Here is an 18,509-nt window from a genome sequence, read left to right as displayed (position 1 = left end):
GATGACACGACTTATCCAAGATTAGGACTCCCTCTTCAATATGACCGCCGCTAGTGGCGGCAATTTCAACTCAAGGGAATTCTCTCGATAATGCCAGGGAACAGGTTCCGAACAAAGCTTGTCGGCATTGACAATACCGCTACCACCGTATTCGCTGGAATCTGTATTCAATAGTTCAGCATAGACCCCAGGACTGCTGACGCCAACACGGTAATTTTCTCGGACGACTGGTGTAAAATTACACACTACCAATAAACTGCTTTTACGACTGCTGTCATTGCGATGAAATGCAAAGACGGAGTTGTGACTATCATCTGCTTCGACCCACTCAAAACCACCCTCTTCGCAATCGAGCTCATACAGCGCGGGGTAACATTGTAATAGCAGATTAAGATCTCGAATGAGCTTTTGTACGCCCGCGTGCTCTGTTATTTCCAGCTGGTGCCAGCACAAACCATTATTGTGATCCCACTCTGGCCCCTGACCAAATTCACTCCCCATAAACAATAGTTTCTTGCCGGGGTGCGCCCACATAAACGTATAGTAAGCTCTCAGGTTAGCAAACTGTTGCCAGCTATCTCCCGGCATTCGCCCCAGAATCGAACCTTTACCGTGCACGACCTCGTCGTGACTTAGCGGCAAGATAAAATTTTCGCTGAAAGCGTAATAAAGGCTGAAAGTCATGTCGTGGTGATGGTACTGACGATGAATAGCTTCTTTAGAAATATATTCCAAGCTATCGTTCATCCATCCCATATTCCACTTAAAACCAAAACCAAGCCCGCCGAAGTTGGTGGGCTTGGATACTCCGGGCCAAGCCGTTGATTCTTCTGCCACCATCATCACATCGGGGTAGTTTTTATATACGCGTTCATTCACGTGGCGAATAAAATCAATAGCTTCGAGATTTTCTCTCCCTCCGTAAGCATTGGGGATCCACTCGCCCTCATTGCGGCTGTAGTCTAAATAAAGCATGGATGCAACCGCATCCACCCGCAACCCATCAATATGAAAAACATCAAGCCAATAAAGAGCGTTGGCCATCAGGTAATTGGCAACTTCTTTTCGTCCATAGTTGTATATAAATGTGTTCCAATCAGGATGAAAGCCTTGTCGCGAATCTGCGTGTTCGTATAACGGTGTGCCATCAAAGCGTCCAAGTCCGTGTTGATCTGTTGGGAAATGACCCGGGACCCAATCAATCAATACCGCTATCTCTGCTTTGTGGCATTGATCGACGAAAAATTTAAAATCGTCAGGAGTACCATAACGACTGGTAGGAGCAAATAAACCAATCGGTTGGTAGCCCCACGAGCCATCAAACGGGAATTCGCTAATTGGCATTAGCTGGATGTGCGTAAACCCCATTTCTTTCACGTAGGGAATAAGCTGCTCTGACAATTCTCTATAGTCTAAATAGCGATTTTCATCTTCGACAACGCGCTTCCACGAACCCAAATGAACTTCGTAAATGGATACAGCTTTATCGCGCTTGGTAAACTGACATTTTTTTTGATTCCAATCACTATCCTGCCACTGATAACGTCGATTATCGTATACGCGAGATGCCTGTTCGGGAGGCTGTTGAGCGTAAAATCCGTATGGATCAGCCTTATGCGGTAAAAGCGAACCGTCCTGCGCCTTTAATTCATATTTGTAGTGCGCGCCTTCGGCAACACCAGGAATAAATATCTCCCATATACCGCTGAGCATATGCTTGCGCATCATATGCCTGCGACCGTCCCAATGGTTAAACTCTCCAACAACAGAAACTCGCTTTGCGTTGGGCGCCCACACAGCAAATTGTGTTCCCGCAACACCATCCACCGCTTTCAACTGGGCACCCATAAAGCTGTAAGCATTCTCATGGGTACCTTCGCCGAACAGGTATAAGTCCTGCTCACCAATATTGCTACCAAAGCGATAAGGGTCTTCCTCTAACGACCATTGTCCCTGCTCGCAAATATTCAATAGGTATCGAAAAGGTTCGCTAGCCTCCAACGTTCCTGTAAAAAAACCCGCTTCGTGAATTTTTTCAAGCTTAAGCAATAACGCTGAATTATCGTAGCTAAATATTTCGACATCCTCCGCACCAGGAAGAAACACGCTAAAACGTAATATCCCCCCATTCAACTGGTGGCAGCCAAGGTGCGCAAAAATATCGTCGCAATGGGAGTCGACAATAGACTGAATTACATCGAGAGGAAGTGTTGCCATAACTATTCTTATCCCTTACTAACGGCAGCGACGCTCAGAGTTTATTCTCTTTAACAATTCAATAGTTTTTTCGGCATCAAATACAGCCTCAATACTTTTACTGATTTTACGCTGCCAGTTTGGATGTTCTTTGTAGGTTCCCGGCACATTGACAGGAGAATCCATTAATAAAACATCTTCAAGTTGTATCACAAAAAGCCTGGATGCGACGCGACTTACCGCCACTAACAAGGCATAAATCAGAATATCATCGGCAGGTTTTTCTATCTCCCGACTACGCCATGGATCCGGTAACATTTTTTTCGCTTCGAGGAAATTCAGCAGCTCATATTTATCACGGCTCCGCTGGTCAACCATAGCTGCATAATCCACGCCCTCTTCAAAAATCCCCAGTCGATCCCGCAATATAAGATCGCTACCATCCCACCAGCTTTTTAACGTTGGCACATCGTGATTATTGACCATCGCCAGCGCATGAACATCATAATCTTCGGGTGCCCGAAAATGGCTGTAATTTTCTTTCTCGAAATAAAACACACGGTTAGTAAAAATACCGGCTTCAGTAATCGCTTTGCGAAATTCATCTGGCACAACACCAAGATCCTCCCCGATTATCGCACACTGATTAAGGTGACTTTCCAAACAAAGCAATGCCAGCATATCCTCAAACGGATAATAAACATAGGCCCCATGGTCGGCGGTCATACCAGGCGGGCACCACCACAACCGCATCAATGCCATAGCGTGATCGATCCGTAGCGCCCCGCAACGGGACATGTTCTCTCTCAAAATTTGAATAAAGTGTTTATAGCCACTTGCACGCAAATGAGCGGGATCCATCGGTGGCAACCCCCAATTCTGTCCTTGCTCTGCCAAAGGATCGGGAGGAGCGCCAACAGATACTCCGCGGCAGAACTGATTCGGGTTTGAGAAAGCCTCAGCACCACCACCATCGGCGCCTACGGCAAGGTCCCGCACCAAACCAACGTTCATACCTGATTCTTCTGCGAGCTGCTGACACCGCCGCAATTGATTATGAGCTAGCCACTGAACGTAACAATGGAAACGTATCGCCTCTGAATGAGCTTTCGCAACCTGCTTAAACGCCTCTGTTTCTGCGCCAGCCATTAATACACTATCGCTGATATCCCCCTTATATCCACACCCAGGCCATCGATCGCGCGCAACTTCGTAGAGGGCAAACTGCTGCAGAGCAACACCACATTCACTCACAAAATCTTCAAAACATTTAACACGTTCACTATCTGGTTCTGATAAACGGAATTGTTGATACATCTGTTCGAAAACAGGGTACTTCAAGTTTTTAACCGCAGAATAGTTTACTAACGGTGCTTTGCGCAGCTCCACAATCACTTGCTTGCGCGCAGTTAAACCTTCTTCGGTATGTAAAATATTCGACTGCAGGTAATCTTGCTCGCTGGTAGGGTCAATATATAACGGGTTAATAAAGCGTCGATCAGAGGGGCTATATGGGCTATTATTGTTTTCAATATCCGGCAATAACGCGTGTAGCGGATTCAAACCAATAATATCAGCACCTAACGCAGCCGCACGTTTTACGAGCAACTGTAGATCTGAAAAATCCCCCACGCCCCAATCACTTTCCGTGCGTAAGGTGTAGAGCTGGATTATGAATCCCCACGGATTACACCCCTTTTCGAGCCAGGCAGGCTGAAACACAGTAGCGGGCGCAACGGCCAATACACCTTCTATCTCCCTAACAGTATTCTGGCGCTTATCTGTAGCTGAAGGTTCTATCAGCGTTACCACCAACTGGTAGTAACCCGGGCTATCTACGGCCGTTGTAATAAGCCTGCGAGAATAGCGTACTCCATCAAAAAGATAATCACCCGTTTCTGGAGCGCTAGCAGGCAAAAGCGCACCGCTATCGACCACTGCGCCATTTTCGCCTTCCAATCGCCAACGTAACTTTTTACTTAACTGCTCTGGATGAAGGTTTATATAAAACGCCGCAGACGTGTTCGGCTTTAACTTGACGGTTTGTAATGCAGGAAAAAACTGACGCCATGGGCCGACATCAAGTTCATAAGCAGCTTTCGCAACCTTTTGAGGGCTAGAAACATCTACGTTCATGGCTTTTAATAGCGTTAACCGGTTTGCCAGCGGTACTTTTACTGCTTCACCTCGATAGTTTTGATACTCCCCTGTTATACCTCGCCAATAAAATATTCGATCGAGATCGCTCATAACGGTTCCATTATTTATGTTTTCTATGGTTACTAAAGCAAACAAGCTGCCAAAAAGGTTTATTCGCGATTAGTAGATAACATTCAAACGACTTATGGAGGGCGGGTTAGTAAATTACCGGGCACCGTAATTCGATTGCGCTGCCATTTTGACTACCTCGAAAAAGATACTTAACACTAACGCATGATAGCGATGCGATTTAGCACTATAACGAGCGAATATGACACCTGACAACAAGGATAGCAGCTTATGGCCGACTTGGAGACTGGCCCTTTATGGATTCAAATGCCAAATACAAAAGCTGTATGGGCTTTGTTCAAGATGGTAATAGAACTGAATAATACAGCCTCAAAAAAGTTCGTATTTGTTAATTATTTCACACTGTACACCACCCGCCATACCTTCCGACTGTGCAAGATAGTAATAATTCACTTGATTAGTGATGGGGTGATTTACGGGTGAGGTTTGCGTTCGCCTGCCGGATCGTCGTAAAGTTACTCGGGGAAGAAGGGGCTCAACTGAGCGCCCGAGCCAACCGCTCGTGTGGTTTTCCTTAACGCGTGCCTTAAAAAGATAGCTAGGTTGGCGTATGGCTCGTTTCAGCTACCAATACGTAAGATCTTAAAAAGTAACTCCGTTGAACTGAGATAAAGAATAGAGCTCTACACTTCAGCTATCAGAACCGATGATTTCAACCGCACCACGACATATCCGCTGATTTCACCGATGAAACTCACGGTTGAATGAAGGCTATTCGTCCGAACCAAACGGCCATGCTCAAAACAGTCCCTCTACGCCCCTAAAAGATGACTGAACGACACCCGCTAACCATCGCACGAAGAAAGATTACACTAGCCATAAAAAACAAGCTCAACCTGCTTCGATATTACCTAAGGCTCCTACCTGGACATAAGCACAAGAAATTAAAATATTTGAGACATAAAAAGGCGCCAAGCTTTTAACTTGGCGCCTTATCAAATTGAATAGTATCTCGACTCAACGGAACCGAGCCGAAAAATAGTATTTTATTCGGCAGCAGCTTCAGAAGAAGCTTCTACCTGAGGACGGCCAACAAGCTCAACGTAAGCCATAGGCGCCTTATCTCCAGCACGGTAGCCGCACTTGAGAATACGCAAGTAACCACCTGGGCGACCTTCGTAACGAGGCCCCAAATCGTTGAACAACTTACCAACCACCTCTTTGCTGCGCAGACGATCAAACGCCAGACGACGATTAGCTACGCTATCCACCTTAGATAAGGTTATCAAAGGTTCTGCATGACGACGCAGTTCTTTCGCCTTAGCCAAGGTTGTTTTAATTAATTCGTGCTCTACCAAAGAAGAAACCATATTACGGAACATGGCCTTACGGTGAGAACTGTTTCTATTTAACTGACGTCCACTATGACGATGACGCATGACTGTAACCCTTCACCTGGTTGCTATCTCAGCAAGTCAAATTTTTCAATTGACGGGGACATACCCCGTCATACTCATTTTTACCTAGTCGCTATTTTTCAGACTGGCGGGAGGCCAATTTTCCAAACGCATACCCAAGGACAATCCGCGAGACGCGAGTATGTCTTTAATCTCAGTAAGAGATTTCTTACCCAAATTTGGGGTTTTCAACAACTCTACTTCTGTACGCTGTATCAAATCACCGATGTAGTAAATATTTTCGGCTTTCAGACAGTTAGCGGAGCGAACCGTTAACTCCAAATCATCGACCGGACGCAATAGTACCGGATCAATCTGGTCTTCCTTCTGCTCTGGCTCAACTTCTTTCTCGCCCTCTAGGTCGACAAAAACAGCCAGCTGCTGTTGCAGGATAGTCGCTGCCCGACGAATCGCTTCTTCGGGATCAATGGTACCGTTGGTCTCAAGATCGAGAACCAGTTTGTCCAGATCGGTGCGCTGCTCAACACGGGCACTTTCCACAGTATAAGCCAAACGACGAACGGGACTGTAAGATGCATCCAATTGCAAACGACCAATGGCACGCGTTTCATCTTCATCAGACTGGCGCGCATCCACTGGCTGATAACCACGACCGCGAGCGATCGTCAGTTTCATATCCAGCGCAACATCGCCAGTGATGTTAGCGATAACCAAATCAGGATTAGCAATTTCCACTTCGTGATCCAGCTGAATATCACCTGCGGTAACAACACCCGGGCCCTGCTTGGCTAACGACAATATAGCTTGATCTTTGCCGTGCATTACAACCGCTACGTTTTTTAGGTTCAATAAGATCTCAATAACATCTTCCTGAACACCTTCTATAGCGCTGTACTCGTGCTGCACACCAGCAATCTCAACTTCAGTGATCGCACAACCAGGCATGGAGGACAGTAAAATGCGACGCAAAGCATTACCAAGTGTATGACCAAAACCACGCTCAAGCGGTTCTAAAACAACTTTTGCTCGGGTTGGGGCCAATTCTGTTACATCGATGTGACGAGGAGTCAAAAATTCGTTAACCGCACTCTGCATATAGGCACCTGTATGTAATTGTGATCCTTAAATTATAAACCGACTAAAAGCTCTACTTAGAGTAAAGCTCCACAATCAGGTTCTCGTTGATGTCGGCTGGTAAGTCCGCGCGATCGGGAACACGCTTATAGGTGCCCTCTTTCTTGTCAGAGTTAACATCAACCCACTCAACATCAGGACGCTGTGCAGCGATACCCATAGCACTTTGGATACGCAGTTGGTTTTTTGCTTTTTCCCGAACAGAAACCACATCACCAGTCTGTACTTGGTAGGATGGTATGTTCAGTATCTTGCCGTTAACCAAAATAGCTTTATGCGAAACCAACTGGCGAGATTCGGAGCGAGTAGCACCAAAGCCCATGCGATAAACAACGTTATCTAGTCGGCCTTCAAGAAGCTTCAAAAGATTTTCACCAGTTGCACCCTTACGACGTGCAGCTTCTTTATAGTAACTACGAAATTGCTTCTCCAGCACACCGTAGGTACGACGTACTTTTTGTTTTTCACGCAGCTGAACACCGTAATCAGAAAGGCGACCACGACGCTGCCCATGTTGACCTGGAGCGTTTTCAGCTTTACATTTTGATTCTAAAGGTCTTACGCCACTCTTCAGGAACAGATCTGTTCCCTCGCGGCGAGACAGTTTACAAGTAGGACCTATATAACGTGCCACTTTCTCTGCTCCTTATACTCGACGCTTTTTGGGTGGACGACAGCCGTTATGAGGAATCGGCGTGACATCAGTAATGTTGGTAATCTTATAACCTACGTTGTTCAAGGCACGAACCGCGGATTCGCGACCAGGCCCTGGACCTTTAACTTCGACGTCCAGATTCTTCAAACCGTAATCCTGAGCTGCCTGACCGGCGCGCTCTGCTGCAACCTGCGCAGCAAAAGGTGTACTTTTACGAGAACCGCGAAAACCTGAACCACCAGCAGTGGCCCAAGACAATGTATTTCCCTGACGATCAGTAATCGTCACGATAGTGTTATTAAAAGAGGCATGAATATGCGCAATACCATCGACGACGGTCTTTTTGACCTTCTTCTTCGTCGTGCTTTTACCACCTGGCTTTGCCATAGCAATATTTCCCGAACTAATACGTTAGAGTGAATAAACCCGAAACTTACTTCTTGATTGGCTTACGAGGACCTTTGCGAGTACGCGCATTGGTCTTGCTACGCTGACCACGTACTGGCAGGTTACGACGGTGCCGCATTCCGCGATAAGTTCCGAGATCCATCAAACGTTTGATGTTCATGGAAATTTCACGACGCAGATCACCTTCAACGGTAAGCTTCGTTACCTCGTTACGGATTGCATCCATTTGGTCTTCGCCCAAGTCACCAATCTTGGTAGATTCAGCGATACCGGTTGCCACACAAATTTGTTTGGCCTTGGTTTTACCAACCCCAAACACGTAAGTGAGGGAAATCACGGCATGCTTATGGTCTGGTATATTGACACCAGCTATACGAGCCATTCAACTTACTCCAACTAGATAAGATTTTCAGTGTTAACGGCAGAATCGACCACCCTAGCACCTTGAAAGGGCGCGAAGGATAGCGGCAAACCTACCAAAAAGCAATAGTATAGCTGTTTCCAGCTATACGACAGTTAACACCTCCGATTTATCAGGGCCTGAAACCCTGAATGGTTTTGCGAAAAGAGAAACGAACCCCCCATTAACAACACCAGAAAACATTGCCTAACGCTTAGCCTTGACGCTGCTTATGGCGTGGCTCTGCACTACAAATCACACGCAGAACACCTTTGCGCCGAACGATTTTGCAGTTACGGCATACCTTTTTTACTGACGCACGAACTTTCATCTTTAATTACTCCGAAAATACCGGGCTAGCACCTAGCGAGTGCCACGCCCGTAACTCTGTAAATTAGCTTTCTTCATCACCGAGTCATATTGATGCGACATCAAGTGTGACTGTACCTGTGACATAAAATCCATAACCACAACTACAACAATCAGTAACGACGTTCCGCCCAAGTAGAAGGGAACATTTGCCGACACCATCAGAAACTGTGGCAATAGCGCAACAGCAGCGATATAGATAGAGCCTACAACAGTAAGTCGAGTTAAAACGTTATCGATGTACTTAGCGGACTGATCTCCAGGGCGAATTCCTGGTATATAAGCACCGCCGCGTTTAAGGTTGTCTGCAACCTCTTTAGGGTTGTACATCATCGCGGTGTAGACAAAGCAAAAAACGACTATCAAAACGCCAAACAACACAAAGTTCAGCGGTTGACCAGGACCAATGGCCAATGCAATTTCCTGCAGGATTTCACTAGACTTGCCTTCGGCAGCACTACCGAACCACTGCGCGATAGAGGCAGGAAATAGCAGAATACTACTTGCGAAGATCACAGGTATAACACCGGCCATATTAATTTTGAGTGGTAGATGGCTCGTTTGTGCTGGACCCTGTCCACCACGGCCACCCGCCTGACGGCGCGCATATTGAATAGTAATACGACGCTGACCGCGTTCCATTCTGACCACAAACCAAACGATGGCTACTGCTGCAAAAAGTAGTGCCAACAGCATCAGCACATGCAAGTCACCCTGACGGGCGCTTTCAAAGGCCTGACCCACAGCACCGGGCAATCCCGCAACGATACCGGCAAAGATCAGCATAGAAATACCGTTACCAATACCGCGTTCGGTAATCTGCTCGCCCAACCACATCATAAATACGGCGCCTGTGACCAGTGAAGTCACTGCGATAACGTAGAAACTGACAGTCGCAAGACCTGCGTAAGCCATTCCCTGACCAGACATTCCGGCAACCATCACGAACGCCTGTACCGTCGCAAGGGCTACGGTAAGGAAGCGAGTGTATTGGCTGATCTTACGACGCCCGGATTCACCTTCTTTTTTCATTGCCTCAAGCGAGGGGGTCACTGCGCTCATCATTTGCATAATAATTGACGCGGAGATATAGGGCATGATCCCCAGCGCAAGAATACTCATACGCGAGAGCGCACCACCCGAGAACATGTTGAACATGCCAAGGATAGTGCCCTGATTTTGTTTGAACAGATTTGCGACCTGCTCAGGATCTATCCCTGGAACCGGAATATGGGTTCCTAGGCGATAAACCACAATGGCCAAAAGCAAAAATTTTAGGCGAACCCACAGCTCACCTAAACCTTTCTGGCTACCCAGAGGCATGTTACCTGGCGTTGCCATCAATCCCCCTAATATATGCGGAAAATTCCGCTTATTCTTCTATTTTTCCACCGGCAGCTTCAATGGCTGCTTTGGCGCCTTTAGTAACAGCTAAACCTTTAACCGTAACAGCTTTTTTCAGTTCACCGGATAAGAATACTTTCACGCGTTTCACGCCAACACCAATAAGGTCTGCGTTCAGTAGAGCATCCAAATCGATAACATCTGCATCAACCTTATTCAGCTCGGCCAATCGGATCTCAGCAGAAACGCGACCAACGCGACTCGTGAAACCGAATTTTGGCAGGCGCTTCTGCAAAGGCATCTGACCGCCCTCGAATCCAGGTTTAACAGAACCACCTGAACGTGCTTTCAACCCTTTGTGTCCACGACCTGCAGTTTTACCAGAACCGCTACCAATTCCGCGACCCACACGCTTTTTGCTGGAGGTGCTACCGGGAGCAGGACTTAAAGTATTTAAACGCATCTTACTCTCCTTCCACCTGAACCATATAATTAACTTTATTGATCATACCGCGAGTCGAAGGAGTATCTTCTACTTCTACGGTGTGACCGATCCGACGCAAACCCAAGCCACGAATGCAGGCTCGATGCGCTTCCAAGCGTCCGTGAACGCTTTTCACTTGTGTAACTTTTACCGTCTTTTTAGCCATGACTTTTTTACCTAAAATCGGCCCCTTTTGTCCAATCGCGATAAGCGACTAACCACAGGGATGTGGTGTATTCTGGATTCGCTGAAGCAAAAACCGTTTAGTTCAAAATATCTTCTACGGATTTACCGCGCTTCGCCGCAACAGTATCAGGAGAAGTCATTGCACGCAGAGCTTCGAAAGTTGCACGTACAACGTTAACCGGATTTGTTGAACCGTAGCACTTAGCCAGTACGTTTTGTACGCCGGCGATTTCCAATACTGCTCGCATCGCGCCACCAGCAATTACGCCAGTACCTTGAGAAGCGGGCTGCATGTAAACCTTCGATGCACCGTGACGACCTCTAGTCGGGTACTGAATGGTATCACCGTTCAACTCAACCTCGATCATATTGCGTCGAGCAGCTTCCATGGCTTTCTGAATAGCAATAGGCACTTCTCGTGCTTTACCGCGACCGAAACCCACTTTACCGTTACCATCACCGACAACAGTCAAGGCAGTAAAACCGAAAATACGGCCACCTTTAACAGTCTTAGCAACGCGGTTTACCTGTACTAACTTTTCCTGTAAACCTTCGGCAGTGTTATCATCTCGTTTGTTGTTTTGCTGCGCCATAATTCAACCTTTAGAATTCCAATCCGCCTTCACGAGCAGCATCTGCCAACGCTTTTACTCGACCGTGATATTTAAAACCGCTTCGATCAAACGCAACCTTAGTCACGCCTGCGCTCTTCGCGCGCTCAGCGATTAACTTACCTACTTCTGTAGCAGCATCGGCATTACCGGTTTTGCCACCACGCAAATCTTTTTCAAGTGTTGAAGCGGTAGCCAGAACCTTGTCACCTTCTGCAGCGATTACTTGCGCATATATATGACGTGGAGTTCTGTTAACGCAAAGACGAACTTCGCGCAGTTCACGGATCTTAGCCCGAGACCGGGTAGCACGGCGTATTCTGGATTGCTTCTTAGCGTTCATATTCAAAACCTACTGTTTAGTTAGCCTTAGTATGGCTTACTTCTTCTTAGCTTCTTTACGACGTACATGTTCGTCAGCGTAGCGAACACCCTTGCCCTTGTATGGCTCTGGTGGACGGAAAGCACGTACTTCACTTGCCACCTGACCTAACAATTGCTTGTCGGAGCTCTTCAACACAATCTCTGTTTGGGACGGTGTTTCGGCCGTTACGCCTTCAGGCAGATCGTAATCAATTGGGTGGGAAAAACCCAAGGTCAGGTTTAGCACCGTCCCTGTGGCTTTCGCACGATAACCTACGCCGTTCAGCACTAGTTTCTTTTCGAAACCTTGTGTCACACCGGTAACCATATTGTTTACCAGCGCACGCATAGTACCTGCCAACGCTCGGGAGCTTTTCGCTCCGTCACGAGCAGCGAACGTGAGCACGTTATCTTCTAATTTTACTTCCACATTATTGTGGATTTGCAGATCCAGAGTTCCTTTACCACCTTTTACGGTGAGGTCCTGACCGTTCTGCTTAACGTCAACGCCCTGAGGCAGTTGAACTGGGCTGTTAGCAACACGTGACATAATGGTTACCCGTCAATACGTTTCTTGTTACAGGCTTGAACTGTTTAGAAAACAGTACAAATAATCTCACCACCAACACCGGCTGCGCGAGCGGCACGGTCGGTCATAACACCTTTACTGGTGGATACGATGGCGATACCCAAACCACCGCGAACGGATGGCAACTCTCCCTTACCTACGTATGAACGCAGACCAGGACGACTAATGCGATCCAATTCAGCAATAACGGGCTTGCCTTCAAAATACTTTAGCTCGAGGCTCAACTCAGACTTCGCTTCTTCTGTAGCCGAAAAGCCATCGATGTAGCCTTCTTCTTTCAGCACACTGGCAATGCTTTGTTTCAACTTCGAAGACGGCATGGAAACTGACGTTTTACCAACCATCTGCGCATTACGAATGCGAGTGAGCATATCTGCGATAGGGTCTTGCATACTCATAAAATTCTGCTCCTACTAATAACCTGGATTACCAACTGGCTTTTACCAGGCCTGGTACGTCGCCGCGCATTGCAGCTTCACGCAATTTGTTTCTGCATAAGCCAAACTTACGGTAAACCGCGTGAGGACGGCCAGTCACTCGACAACGACGCTGTCCGCGAGCGGCACTGCTATCACGAGGTAACTTTTGCAGCTTAATCATCGCATCCCAAACCTGCTCATCCGTAGACTCGGAAGCGCCAACAACAGCTTTTAATTCTTCACGCTTAGCTGCGTACTTCTCTACTGCTTTCGCGCGCTTAACTTCACGGGCGATCATTGATTTCTTAGCCATTATTCAATCAACTCCTAGCCTTTGAATGGGAAGTTAAATGCTTTTAACAAAGCACGACCTTCGTCATTTGTGCGAGCATTGGTGGAAATACAAATATCCAAACCACGCAGCTTATCGATCTTATCGTACTCAATCTCGGGGAAAATGATCTGCTCATTTACGCCCATTGAGAAATTACCCCTACCGTCGAACTGCTTAGGACTAATACCACGAAAATCTCGTACGCGCGGGATAGCAATACTGATCAATCGATCCAGGAATTCGTACATACGCTCCTGACGCAAAGTTACTTTACAGCCTACCGGCCAACCTTCGCGCACTTTAAAACCTGCGATGGATCGACGAGCCTTGGTAACCACAACCTTCTGACCGGCAATTTTTTCCAAGTCAGCTACAGCGTGCTCCAAAACTTTCTTATCTCCAATCGCTTCACCGACACCCATATTGAGAGTGACCTTGGTAATGCGAGGGATTTCCATCACATTCTTCAACCCCAACTCTTCTTTAAGCTTTGGAGCAATTTCTTTTTGATAAATTTCTTTCAGCCTGGCCATTTTATTCACTCAGTCCGCTTATGCGTCTATAGCTTCGCCATTGGATTTGAAAACACGAATCTTGTTTCCATCTTCCAACACTTTAAATCCAACGCGATCCGCCTTTTGCGTGCTCGGATTGAAAATTGCAACATTTGAAACCTGAATCGGAGCTTCTTTCTCAACAATACCACCAGGGACGTTCAGCTGGGGGTTTGGCTTCTGGTGCTTTTTAATCATTTGCACGCCGGAGACGATGACTCGATTATCAGGCAGTACACGGTTTACTTTACCGCGCTTACCTTTATCACGACCGGTGATTATCACCACTTCGTCATTACGTTTAATCTTACGCATAACCTAATTCCTCTTGACCTCAGTGCGGCCGATTACAGTACTTCGGGCGCTAGAGAGATAATCTTCATAAACTTTTCGCCACGTAATTCACGGGTTACTGGTCCGAAGATACGAGTACCAACAGGAGCTTCCTGCTGATTGAGCAACACCGCAGCATTGTCGTCAAAGCGAATAATAGAACCGTCAGGGCGGCGAACACCTTTTTTGGTGCGAACCACAACGGCCTTCATTACCTGACCTTTTTTTACCTTACCACGAGGAATAGCCTCTTTAACGGTAACTTTAATTACATCGCCAACACTCGCGTAGCGACGATGTGAGCCACCCAATACCTTGATACACATTACTCGGCGTGCACCACTATTGTCGGCTACCTCCAAATAACTTTCTGTTTGAATCATCGTCTTTCTCCGAAACTCTTTACCGACTGGCGGAAGTTAAAAACCACCGGCCCGAGGCGATTCGATTAAATTTGTGTAGCCCGTTCTTCGATTTTAACCAGAGTCCAGGACTTGGTTTTCGAAAGAGGCCGAGACTCAGCGATAGTTACGGTATCGCCCGCTTTACATTCGTTGCTTTCGTCATGGGCCTTCAACTTCGAAGACTTGCTGACGTACTTACCGTAGACGGGGTGCTTAACACGACGCTCGATTAAGACAACGATGGATTTCTCCATTTTATCGCTAACAACTTTACCCGTTAGCGTACGTACCAATTTTTCTGTTTCAGACATGATCGTTACCTACGCTTACTTGTTTTGCTTTCTGACGCAAAACCGTTTTAATGCGAGCAATATCGCGACGAGCCTGCTTCATTAAATGAGTCTGATTCAATTGGCCAGTTGTTTTCTGCATGCGGAGCTTAAACTGCGCCTCAAGCTGAGAAAGCAATTCCTGGCTCAACTCATCAACTGACTTTTCGTTAAGTTCTGTAGCTTTCATCACATCACCGACCGCTTAACAAAAGTGGTATTCAGAGGCAGTTTCGCAGCTGCGAGAGCGAATGCTTCACGAGCCAACTCTTCAGAAACGCCTTCCATTTCGTAAAGTACTTTACCTGGCTGAATCTGGGCAACCCAATATTCAACATTACCCTTACCTTTACCCTGACGAACTTCCAGAGGCTTCTCAGTAATAGGCTTGTCCGGGAATACACGGATCCAGATCTTTCCGCCACGCTTAACGTGACGAGTCATCGCACGACGAGCCGCTTCAATCTGACGCGCTGTAATACGCCCACGGTCAACCGCCTTCAGTCCGAATTCACCAAAGCTAACTTTGGAGCCGCGTTGCGCTAATCCGCGATTACGACCCTTCATTTGCTTACGGAATTTTGTACGCTTTGGTTGCAGCATTTGCCTAACCCTTATTCGTCAAAACTGTTTAACTACAAGCGCTTATTTAGCGCCTTTCTTCTTGGGAGTGGTTTCAACTTCTTCCATTCCGCCAATAATTTCGCCTTTGAAGATCCATACCTTTACGCCAATAATACCGTAAGTAGTAGCAGCTTCTGCAGTCGCGTAATCGATGTCAGCACGCAAGGTGTGCAACGGTACACGACCTTCGCGATACCATTCAGTACGAGCAATTTCTGCCCCACCCAAACGACCACCAACCTGGATCTTTACGCCTTCAGCGCCTTGACGCATGGCATTCTGAACCGCTCGTTTCATAGCACGGCGAAACATCACTCGACGCTCTAACTGCTGAGCAACGCTCTGTGCAACTAACACACTGTCCAGATCTGGCTTACGAATCTCTTCAATGTTGATATGAACGGGAACGCCCATCTGCCTGCTAATCTCAGCGCGCAGCTTTTCAACGTCTTCGCCTTTCTTACCGATTACGATACCTGGGCGAGCAGTATGAATAGTCACTCGCGCGGTATTGGCTGGGCGCTCAATTTCTATTCGGCTAACTGACGCGTGCGCCAATGCCTTTTGAATATAGCTACGCACCAGTAAATCTTCGTTCAGCTTATCCGCGTACTCGCCTTTGCTGGCATACCAAGTTGAGGTATGCTTCTTAACAATACCGAGACGGATTCCTGTAGGGTGTACTTTCTGACCCATAAGTCTACTCTCTTATTGATCCGCTACTTTAACGGTGATGTGACAAGTGCGCTTTAAAATACGATCAGCGCGGCCTTTTGCGCGTGGTCGAATGCGCTTCATCGTTAAACCTTCGTCCACAAATATGGTGGACACCTTCAGCTCATCAACGTCAGCACCTTCATTATGCTCAGCGTTGGCGATAGCCGATTCCAAAACCTTCTTAATGACAGCAGCACCTTTCTTTGGGCTGAATGCCAACACATCCAAAGCTTCTTCTACTGATTTTCCGCGAATCTGATCTGCCACCAGCCGCGCTTTCTGCGCCGCCATATTAGCGCCGCGTAATTTAGCTGCTACTTCCATCACAATTCCTCGCTAAGTGCGCGCTTAGCGCTTCGCTTTCTTGTCTGCTACGTGGCCACGGTAAGTGCGACTAGCCGCAAACTCACCCAACTTATGACCTACCATTTCCTCACTAACCAGCACTGGCACGTGTTGACGACCATTGTGCACAGCGATAGTCAAGCCCACCATGTCTGGCAAAATCATGGAGCGGCGAGACCAGGTCTTAATAGGACGACGGTCATTTTTTTCAGCCGCTACTTCAACTTTCTTCAAAAGATGGTGGTCTACAAAAGGACCTTTCTTCAGTGAACGTGGCACTGTTCTTTCCTCTTTTTAGCTATTTAGCCGGCGCTTACTTCTTGTCGCGACGACGAATAATCATGTTGTCCGTACGCTTATTGCTACGAGTTTTGTAACCCTTAGTTGGCGTACCCCATGGAGACACAGGATGACGACCACCGGAGGTACGACCCTCACCACCACCGTGCGGGTGATCAACCGGGTTCATCGCAACACCACGAACGGTTGGCCGAACACCACGCCAGCGAGTAGCGCCAGCCTTACCCAAAGAGCGCAAGCTGTGCTCACTATTGGATACTTCACCCAATGTGGCGCGACACTCAGACTCAACCTTACGCATCTCACCACTGCGTAACCGCAGAGTAGCGTATTGACCTTCACGAGCAACCAACTGCACTGAGGTACCGGCAGAGCGTGCCAACTGGGCGCCTTTACCAGGCTTCAGCTCAACACAATGAATAACACTACCCACTGGAATATTACGCAAGGGCAATGTATTACCAGCTTTAATCGCTGCCGCATCACCAGACTCAACCATATCGCCCGCTGCAACACCCTTAGGAGCGATAATGTAGCGACGCTCACCATCGGCATAACAAACCAGCGCGATATAGGCCGTTCGATTTGGATCGTACTCCAAACGCTCTACTTTTGCCGGAATAGCATCTTTATTACGTTTAAAGTCAATCTTGCGGTAATGCTGCTTGTGACCACCACCAATATGACGAGTCGTAATACGACCGTTATTATTGCGGCCACCGCTTTTAGATTTCTTTTCTAACAACGGCGCGTAAGGTGCGCCCTTGTGTAAGTCAGGGTTTACTACGCTTACAACAAAGCGACGACCGGCTGACGTTGGCTTGCGTTTTACAATTGGCATCAGTCCGCTCCTTATTCAGCTGCTTCGAAGTCGATCTCTGAGCCTTCGGCCAGAGATACGTACGCTTTCTTCCAATCACTGCGACGACCGATGCCGTAACGCGTGCGCTTGGTTTTACCCTTAACATTCAGAACGCGAACGCCCTCAACGCTAACATTAAACAACTTTTCTACCGCAGCTTTGATTTCAGACTTTTCTGCATCAGCAACCACCTTAAAAACAACCTGGTTAGCTATATCAGCAACGACAGCTGACTTTTCAGAAATTACGGGTCCAAGCAAAACCTTATACAGACGCTCCTGGTTCATACCAGCACCTCCTCAAGTTTTTTGAGAGCGGGTACAGTAACCACAACCTTATCAAAACGAATCAGGCTGACGGGATCGATACCCTGAACATCACGAACATCTACTTTGTGCAAATTGCGGGAGGCAAGATAAAGGTTTTCACTCACCTCAGCCGTCACGATCAACACATCAGACAAATTAAATTGCGCAAGCTTGGCGACTAAATCTTTGGTTTTAGGAGCTTCAACACTAAACTCCTCAACTACAACCAAACGCTCCTGACGAGCCAGCTCGGACAAAATGCAGCGCAACGCAGAGCGGTACATTTTCTTGTTCAGTTTTTGTTCAAAATTGCGTGGCTCAGCCGCAAAAGTCACTCCACCGGAGCGCCAGATTGGACTGCGAATGGTACCTGCACGAGCACGGCCAGTACCTTTCTGACGCCATGGCTTTTTACCACCACCGGAAACATCAGCACGATTCTTCTGAGCCTTAGTTCCCTGACGAGCACCAGCCATATAGGCCACTACTGCCTGATGAACCAGGTCTTGATTAAATTCTTTACCAAAAGCCACTTCGGAAACTGCAATAGTACCCTTGGCGCCTTGCGGTGTAGCAATACTTAATTCCATGGTC

28 protein-coding genes are annotated in these 18,509 nt (G+C 47.3%); all 28 read right to left on the bottom strand.

All coding sequences use genetic code 11. The features are described 5' to 3' along the window. Window positions 1-21 precede the first annotated feature (21 nt). Complete coding sequence (gene glgB, locus H5715_RS01125; protein WP_075185976.1) at window positions 22-2,217, bottom strand: 1,4-alpha-glucan branching protein GlgB; 2,196 nt, start codon at window positions 2,215-2,217, stop codon at window positions 22-24. Window positions 2,218-2,235: 18 nt separating this feature from the next. Then, window positions 2,236-4,446 (bottom strand): 4-alpha-glucanotransferase, encoded by a 2,211-nt coding sequence (gene malQ, locus H5715_RS01120; protein WP_075185977.1) that lies wholly within the window; start codon window positions 4,444-4,446, stop codon window positions 2,236-2,238. 1,025 nt (window positions 4,447-5,471) lie between these two features. Continuing rightward, entirely contained in the window at window positions 5,472-5,864 is a 393-nt protein-coding gene (gene rplQ / locus H5715_RS01115; RefSeq protein WP_075185979.1) for a 50S ribosomal protein L17, read from the bottom strand. 84 nt (window positions 5,865-5,948) lie between these two features. After that, window positions 5,949-6,938: a DNA-directed RNA polymerase subunit alpha gene (locus H5715_RS01110; RefSeq protein ID WP_075185980.1), complete on the bottom strand. Its 990-nt coding sequence runs from the start codon at window positions 6,936-6,938 to the stop codon at window positions 5,949-5,951. Between the two features lie 52 nt (window positions 6,939-6,990). After that, window positions 6,991-7,611 (bottom strand): 30S ribosomal protein S4, encoded by a 621-nt coding sequence (gene rpsD / locus H5715_RS01105; RefSeq protein WP_075185981.1) that lies wholly within the window; start codon window positions 7,609-7,611, stop codon window positions 6,991-6,993. A 12-nt stretch (window positions 7,612-7,623) separates the two neighbouring features. Then, entirely contained in the window at window positions 7,624-8,019 is a 396-nt protein-coding gene (gene rpsK, locus H5715_RS01100; RefSeq protein WP_075185982.1) for a 30S ribosomal protein S11, read from the bottom strand. Between the two features lie 46 nt (window positions 8,020-8,065). Further along, window positions 8,066-8,422: a 30S ribosomal protein S13 gene (rpsM, locus tag H5715_RS01095; protein ID WP_075185983.1), complete on the bottom strand. Its 357-nt coding sequence runs from the start codon at window positions 8,420-8,422 to the stop codon at window positions 8,066-8,068. A gap of 232 nt (window positions 8,423-8,654) precedes the next feature. Then, on the bottom strand, window positions 8,655-8,771 hold the full coding sequence (gene rpmJ / locus H5715_RS01090; RefSeq protein ID WP_075185984.1) for a 50S ribosomal protein L36: 117 nt from the start codon (window positions 8,769-8,771) through the stop codon (window positions 8,655-8,657). A 32-nt stretch (window positions 8,772-8,803) separates the two neighbouring features. Beyond that, the gene (secY, locus tag H5715_RS01085) at window positions 8,804-10,150 is read right to left on the bottom strand and encodes a preprotein translocase subunit SecY (protein WP_075185985.1); all 1,347 of its coding nucleotides are present in this window, start codon (window positions 10,148-10,150) and stop codon (window positions 8,804-8,806) included. 31 nt (window positions 10,151-10,181) lie between these two features. Then, a complete protein-coding gene (gene rplO / locus H5715_RS01080) occupies window positions 10,182-10,616 on the bottom strand; it encodes a 50S ribosomal protein L15 (protein ID WP_075185986.1) in 435 nt (144 codons plus the stop codon). Between the two features lies 1 nt (window position 10,617). After that, window positions 10,618-10,803, bottom strand: a complete 186-nt coding sequence (gene rpmD / locus H5715_RS01075) for a 50S ribosomal protein L30 (RefSeq protein WP_075185987.1) — start codon at window positions 10,801-10,803, stop codon at window positions 10,618-10,620. Between the two features lie 97 nt (window positions 10,804-10,900). Beyond that, a complete protein-coding gene (rpsE, locus tag H5715_RS01070) occupies window positions 10,901-11,416 on the bottom strand; it encodes a 30S ribosomal protein S5 (protein ID WP_075185988.1) in 516 nt (171 codons plus the stop codon). A 10-nt stretch (window positions 11,417-11,426) separates the two neighbouring features. Beyond that, a complete protein-coding gene (rplR, locus tag H5715_RS01065) occupies window positions 11,427-11,777 on the bottom strand; it encodes a 50S ribosomal protein L18 (RefSeq protein ID WP_075185989.1) in 351 nt (116 codons plus the stop codon). A gap of 36 nt (window positions 11,778-11,813) precedes the next feature. Continuing rightward, complete coding sequence (gene rplF, locus H5715_RS01060) at window positions 11,814-12,347, bottom strand: 50S ribosomal protein L6 (RefSeq protein ID WP_075185990.1); 534 nt, start codon at window positions 12,345-12,347, stop codon at window positions 11,814-11,816. Window positions 12,348-12,391: 44 nt separating this feature from the next. Continuing rightward, on the bottom strand, window positions 12,392-12,784 hold the full coding sequence (gene rpsH, locus H5715_RS01055; protein ID WP_075185991.1) for a 30S ribosomal protein S8: 393 nt from the start codon (window positions 12,782-12,784) through the stop codon (window positions 12,392-12,394). Window positions 12,785-12,812: 28 nt separating this feature from the next. Continuing rightward, on the bottom strand, window positions 12,813-13,118 hold the full coding sequence (rpsN, locus tag H5715_RS01050) for a 30S ribosomal protein S14 (protein WP_075185992.1): 306 nt from the start codon (window positions 13,116-13,118) through the stop codon (window positions 12,813-12,815). Between the two features lie 14 nt (window positions 13,119-13,132). Then, window positions 13,133-13,672 carry a 50S ribosomal protein L5 gene (rplE, locus tag H5715_RS01045; protein WP_075186103.1) on the bottom strand — a complete coding sequence of 180 codons (540 nt, stop codon included), beginning with the start codon at window positions 13,670-13,672 and terminating at the stop codon, window positions 13,133-13,135. A gap of 18 nt (window positions 13,673-13,690) precedes the next feature. Further along, window positions 13,691-14,008, bottom strand: coding sequence for a 50S ribosomal protein L24 (gene rplX, locus H5715_RS01040; protein WP_075185993.1), 318 nt, complete (start codon window positions 14,006-14,008; stop codon window positions 13,691-13,693). Between the two features lie 32 nt (window positions 14,009-14,040). Then, a complete protein-coding gene (gene rplN / locus H5715_RS01035; RefSeq protein WP_075185994.1) occupies window positions 14,041-14,409 on the bottom strand; it encodes a 50S ribosomal protein L14 in 369 nt (122 codons plus the stop codon). A gap of 65 nt (window positions 14,410-14,474) precedes the next feature. Then, window positions 14,475-14,741 carry a 30S ribosomal protein S17 gene (rpsQ, locus tag H5715_RS01030; protein ID WP_075185995.1) on the bottom strand — a complete coding sequence of 89 codons (267 nt, stop codon included), beginning with the start codon at window positions 14,739-14,741 and terminating at the stop codon, window positions 14,475-14,477. Then, window positions 14,734-14,949, bottom strand: coding sequence for a 50S ribosomal protein L29 (gene rpmC / locus H5715_RS01025; protein ID WP_075185996.1), 216 nt, complete (start codon window positions 14,947-14,949; stop codon window positions 14,734-14,736). The genes rpsQ and rpmC overlap by 8 nt, the downstream gene beginning before the upstream one ends. Beyond that, window positions 14,949-15,362 (bottom strand): 50S ribosomal protein L16, encoded by a 414-nt coding sequence (gene rplP, locus H5715_RS01020; protein ID WP_075185997.1) that lies wholly within the window; start codon window positions 15,360-15,362, stop codon window positions 14,949-14,951. The genes rpmC and rplP overlap by 1 nt, the downstream gene beginning before the upstream one ends. Before the next feature lie 42 nt (window positions 15,363-15,404). Then, window positions 15,405-16,079 carry a 30S ribosomal protein S3 gene (gene rpsC / locus H5715_RS01015; RefSeq protein ID WP_075185998.1) on the bottom strand — a complete coding sequence of 225 codons (675 nt, stop codon included), beginning with the start codon at window positions 16,077-16,079 and terminating at the stop codon, window positions 15,405-15,407. Between the two features lie 12 nt (window positions 16,080-16,091). Further along, window positions 16,092-16,424 (bottom strand): 50S ribosomal protein L22, encoded by a 333-nt coding sequence (gene rplV / locus H5715_RS01010; protein WP_075185999.1) that lies wholly within the window; start codon window positions 16,422-16,424, stop codon window positions 16,092-16,094. Between the two features lie 24 nt (window positions 16,425-16,448). After that, a complete protein-coding gene (rpsS, locus tag H5715_RS01005) occupies window positions 16,449-16,724 on the bottom strand; it encodes a 30S ribosomal protein S19 (RefSeq protein WP_075186000.1) in 276 nt (91 codons plus the stop codon). A 34-nt stretch (window positions 16,725-16,758) separates the two neighbouring features. Beyond that, entirely contained in the window at window positions 16,759-17,586 is an 828-nt protein-coding gene (gene rplB, locus H5715_RS01000) for a 50S ribosomal protein L2 (RefSeq protein ID WP_075186001.1), read from the bottom strand. Between the two features lie 11 nt (window positions 17,587-17,597). Next, the gene (rplW, locus tag H5715_RS00995) at window positions 17,598-17,894 is read right to left on the bottom strand and encodes a 50S ribosomal protein L23 (RefSeq protein WP_075186002.1); all 297 of its coding nucleotides are present in this window, start codon (window positions 17,892-17,894) and stop codon (window positions 17,598-17,600) included. Further along, window positions 17,891-18,505 (bottom strand): 50S ribosomal protein L4, encoded by a 615-nt coding sequence (gene rplD, locus H5715_RS00990; protein ID WP_075186003.1) that lies wholly within the window; start codon window positions 18,503-18,505, stop codon window positions 17,891-17,893. Before rplD ends, rplW begins: the two co-directional genes overlap by 4 nt. Window positions 18,506-18,509: the final 4 nt, after the last annotated feature.

This window comes from Teredinibacter haidensis, from assembly GCF_014211975.1.
Lineage (GTDB): Bacteria > Pseudomonadota > Gammaproteobacteria > Pseudomonadales > Cellvibrionaceae > Teredinibacter > Teredinibacter haidensis.
Note: the sequence above shows the minus strand (reverse complement) of the source record. Positions and strands in the feature narration are given on the sequence as shown.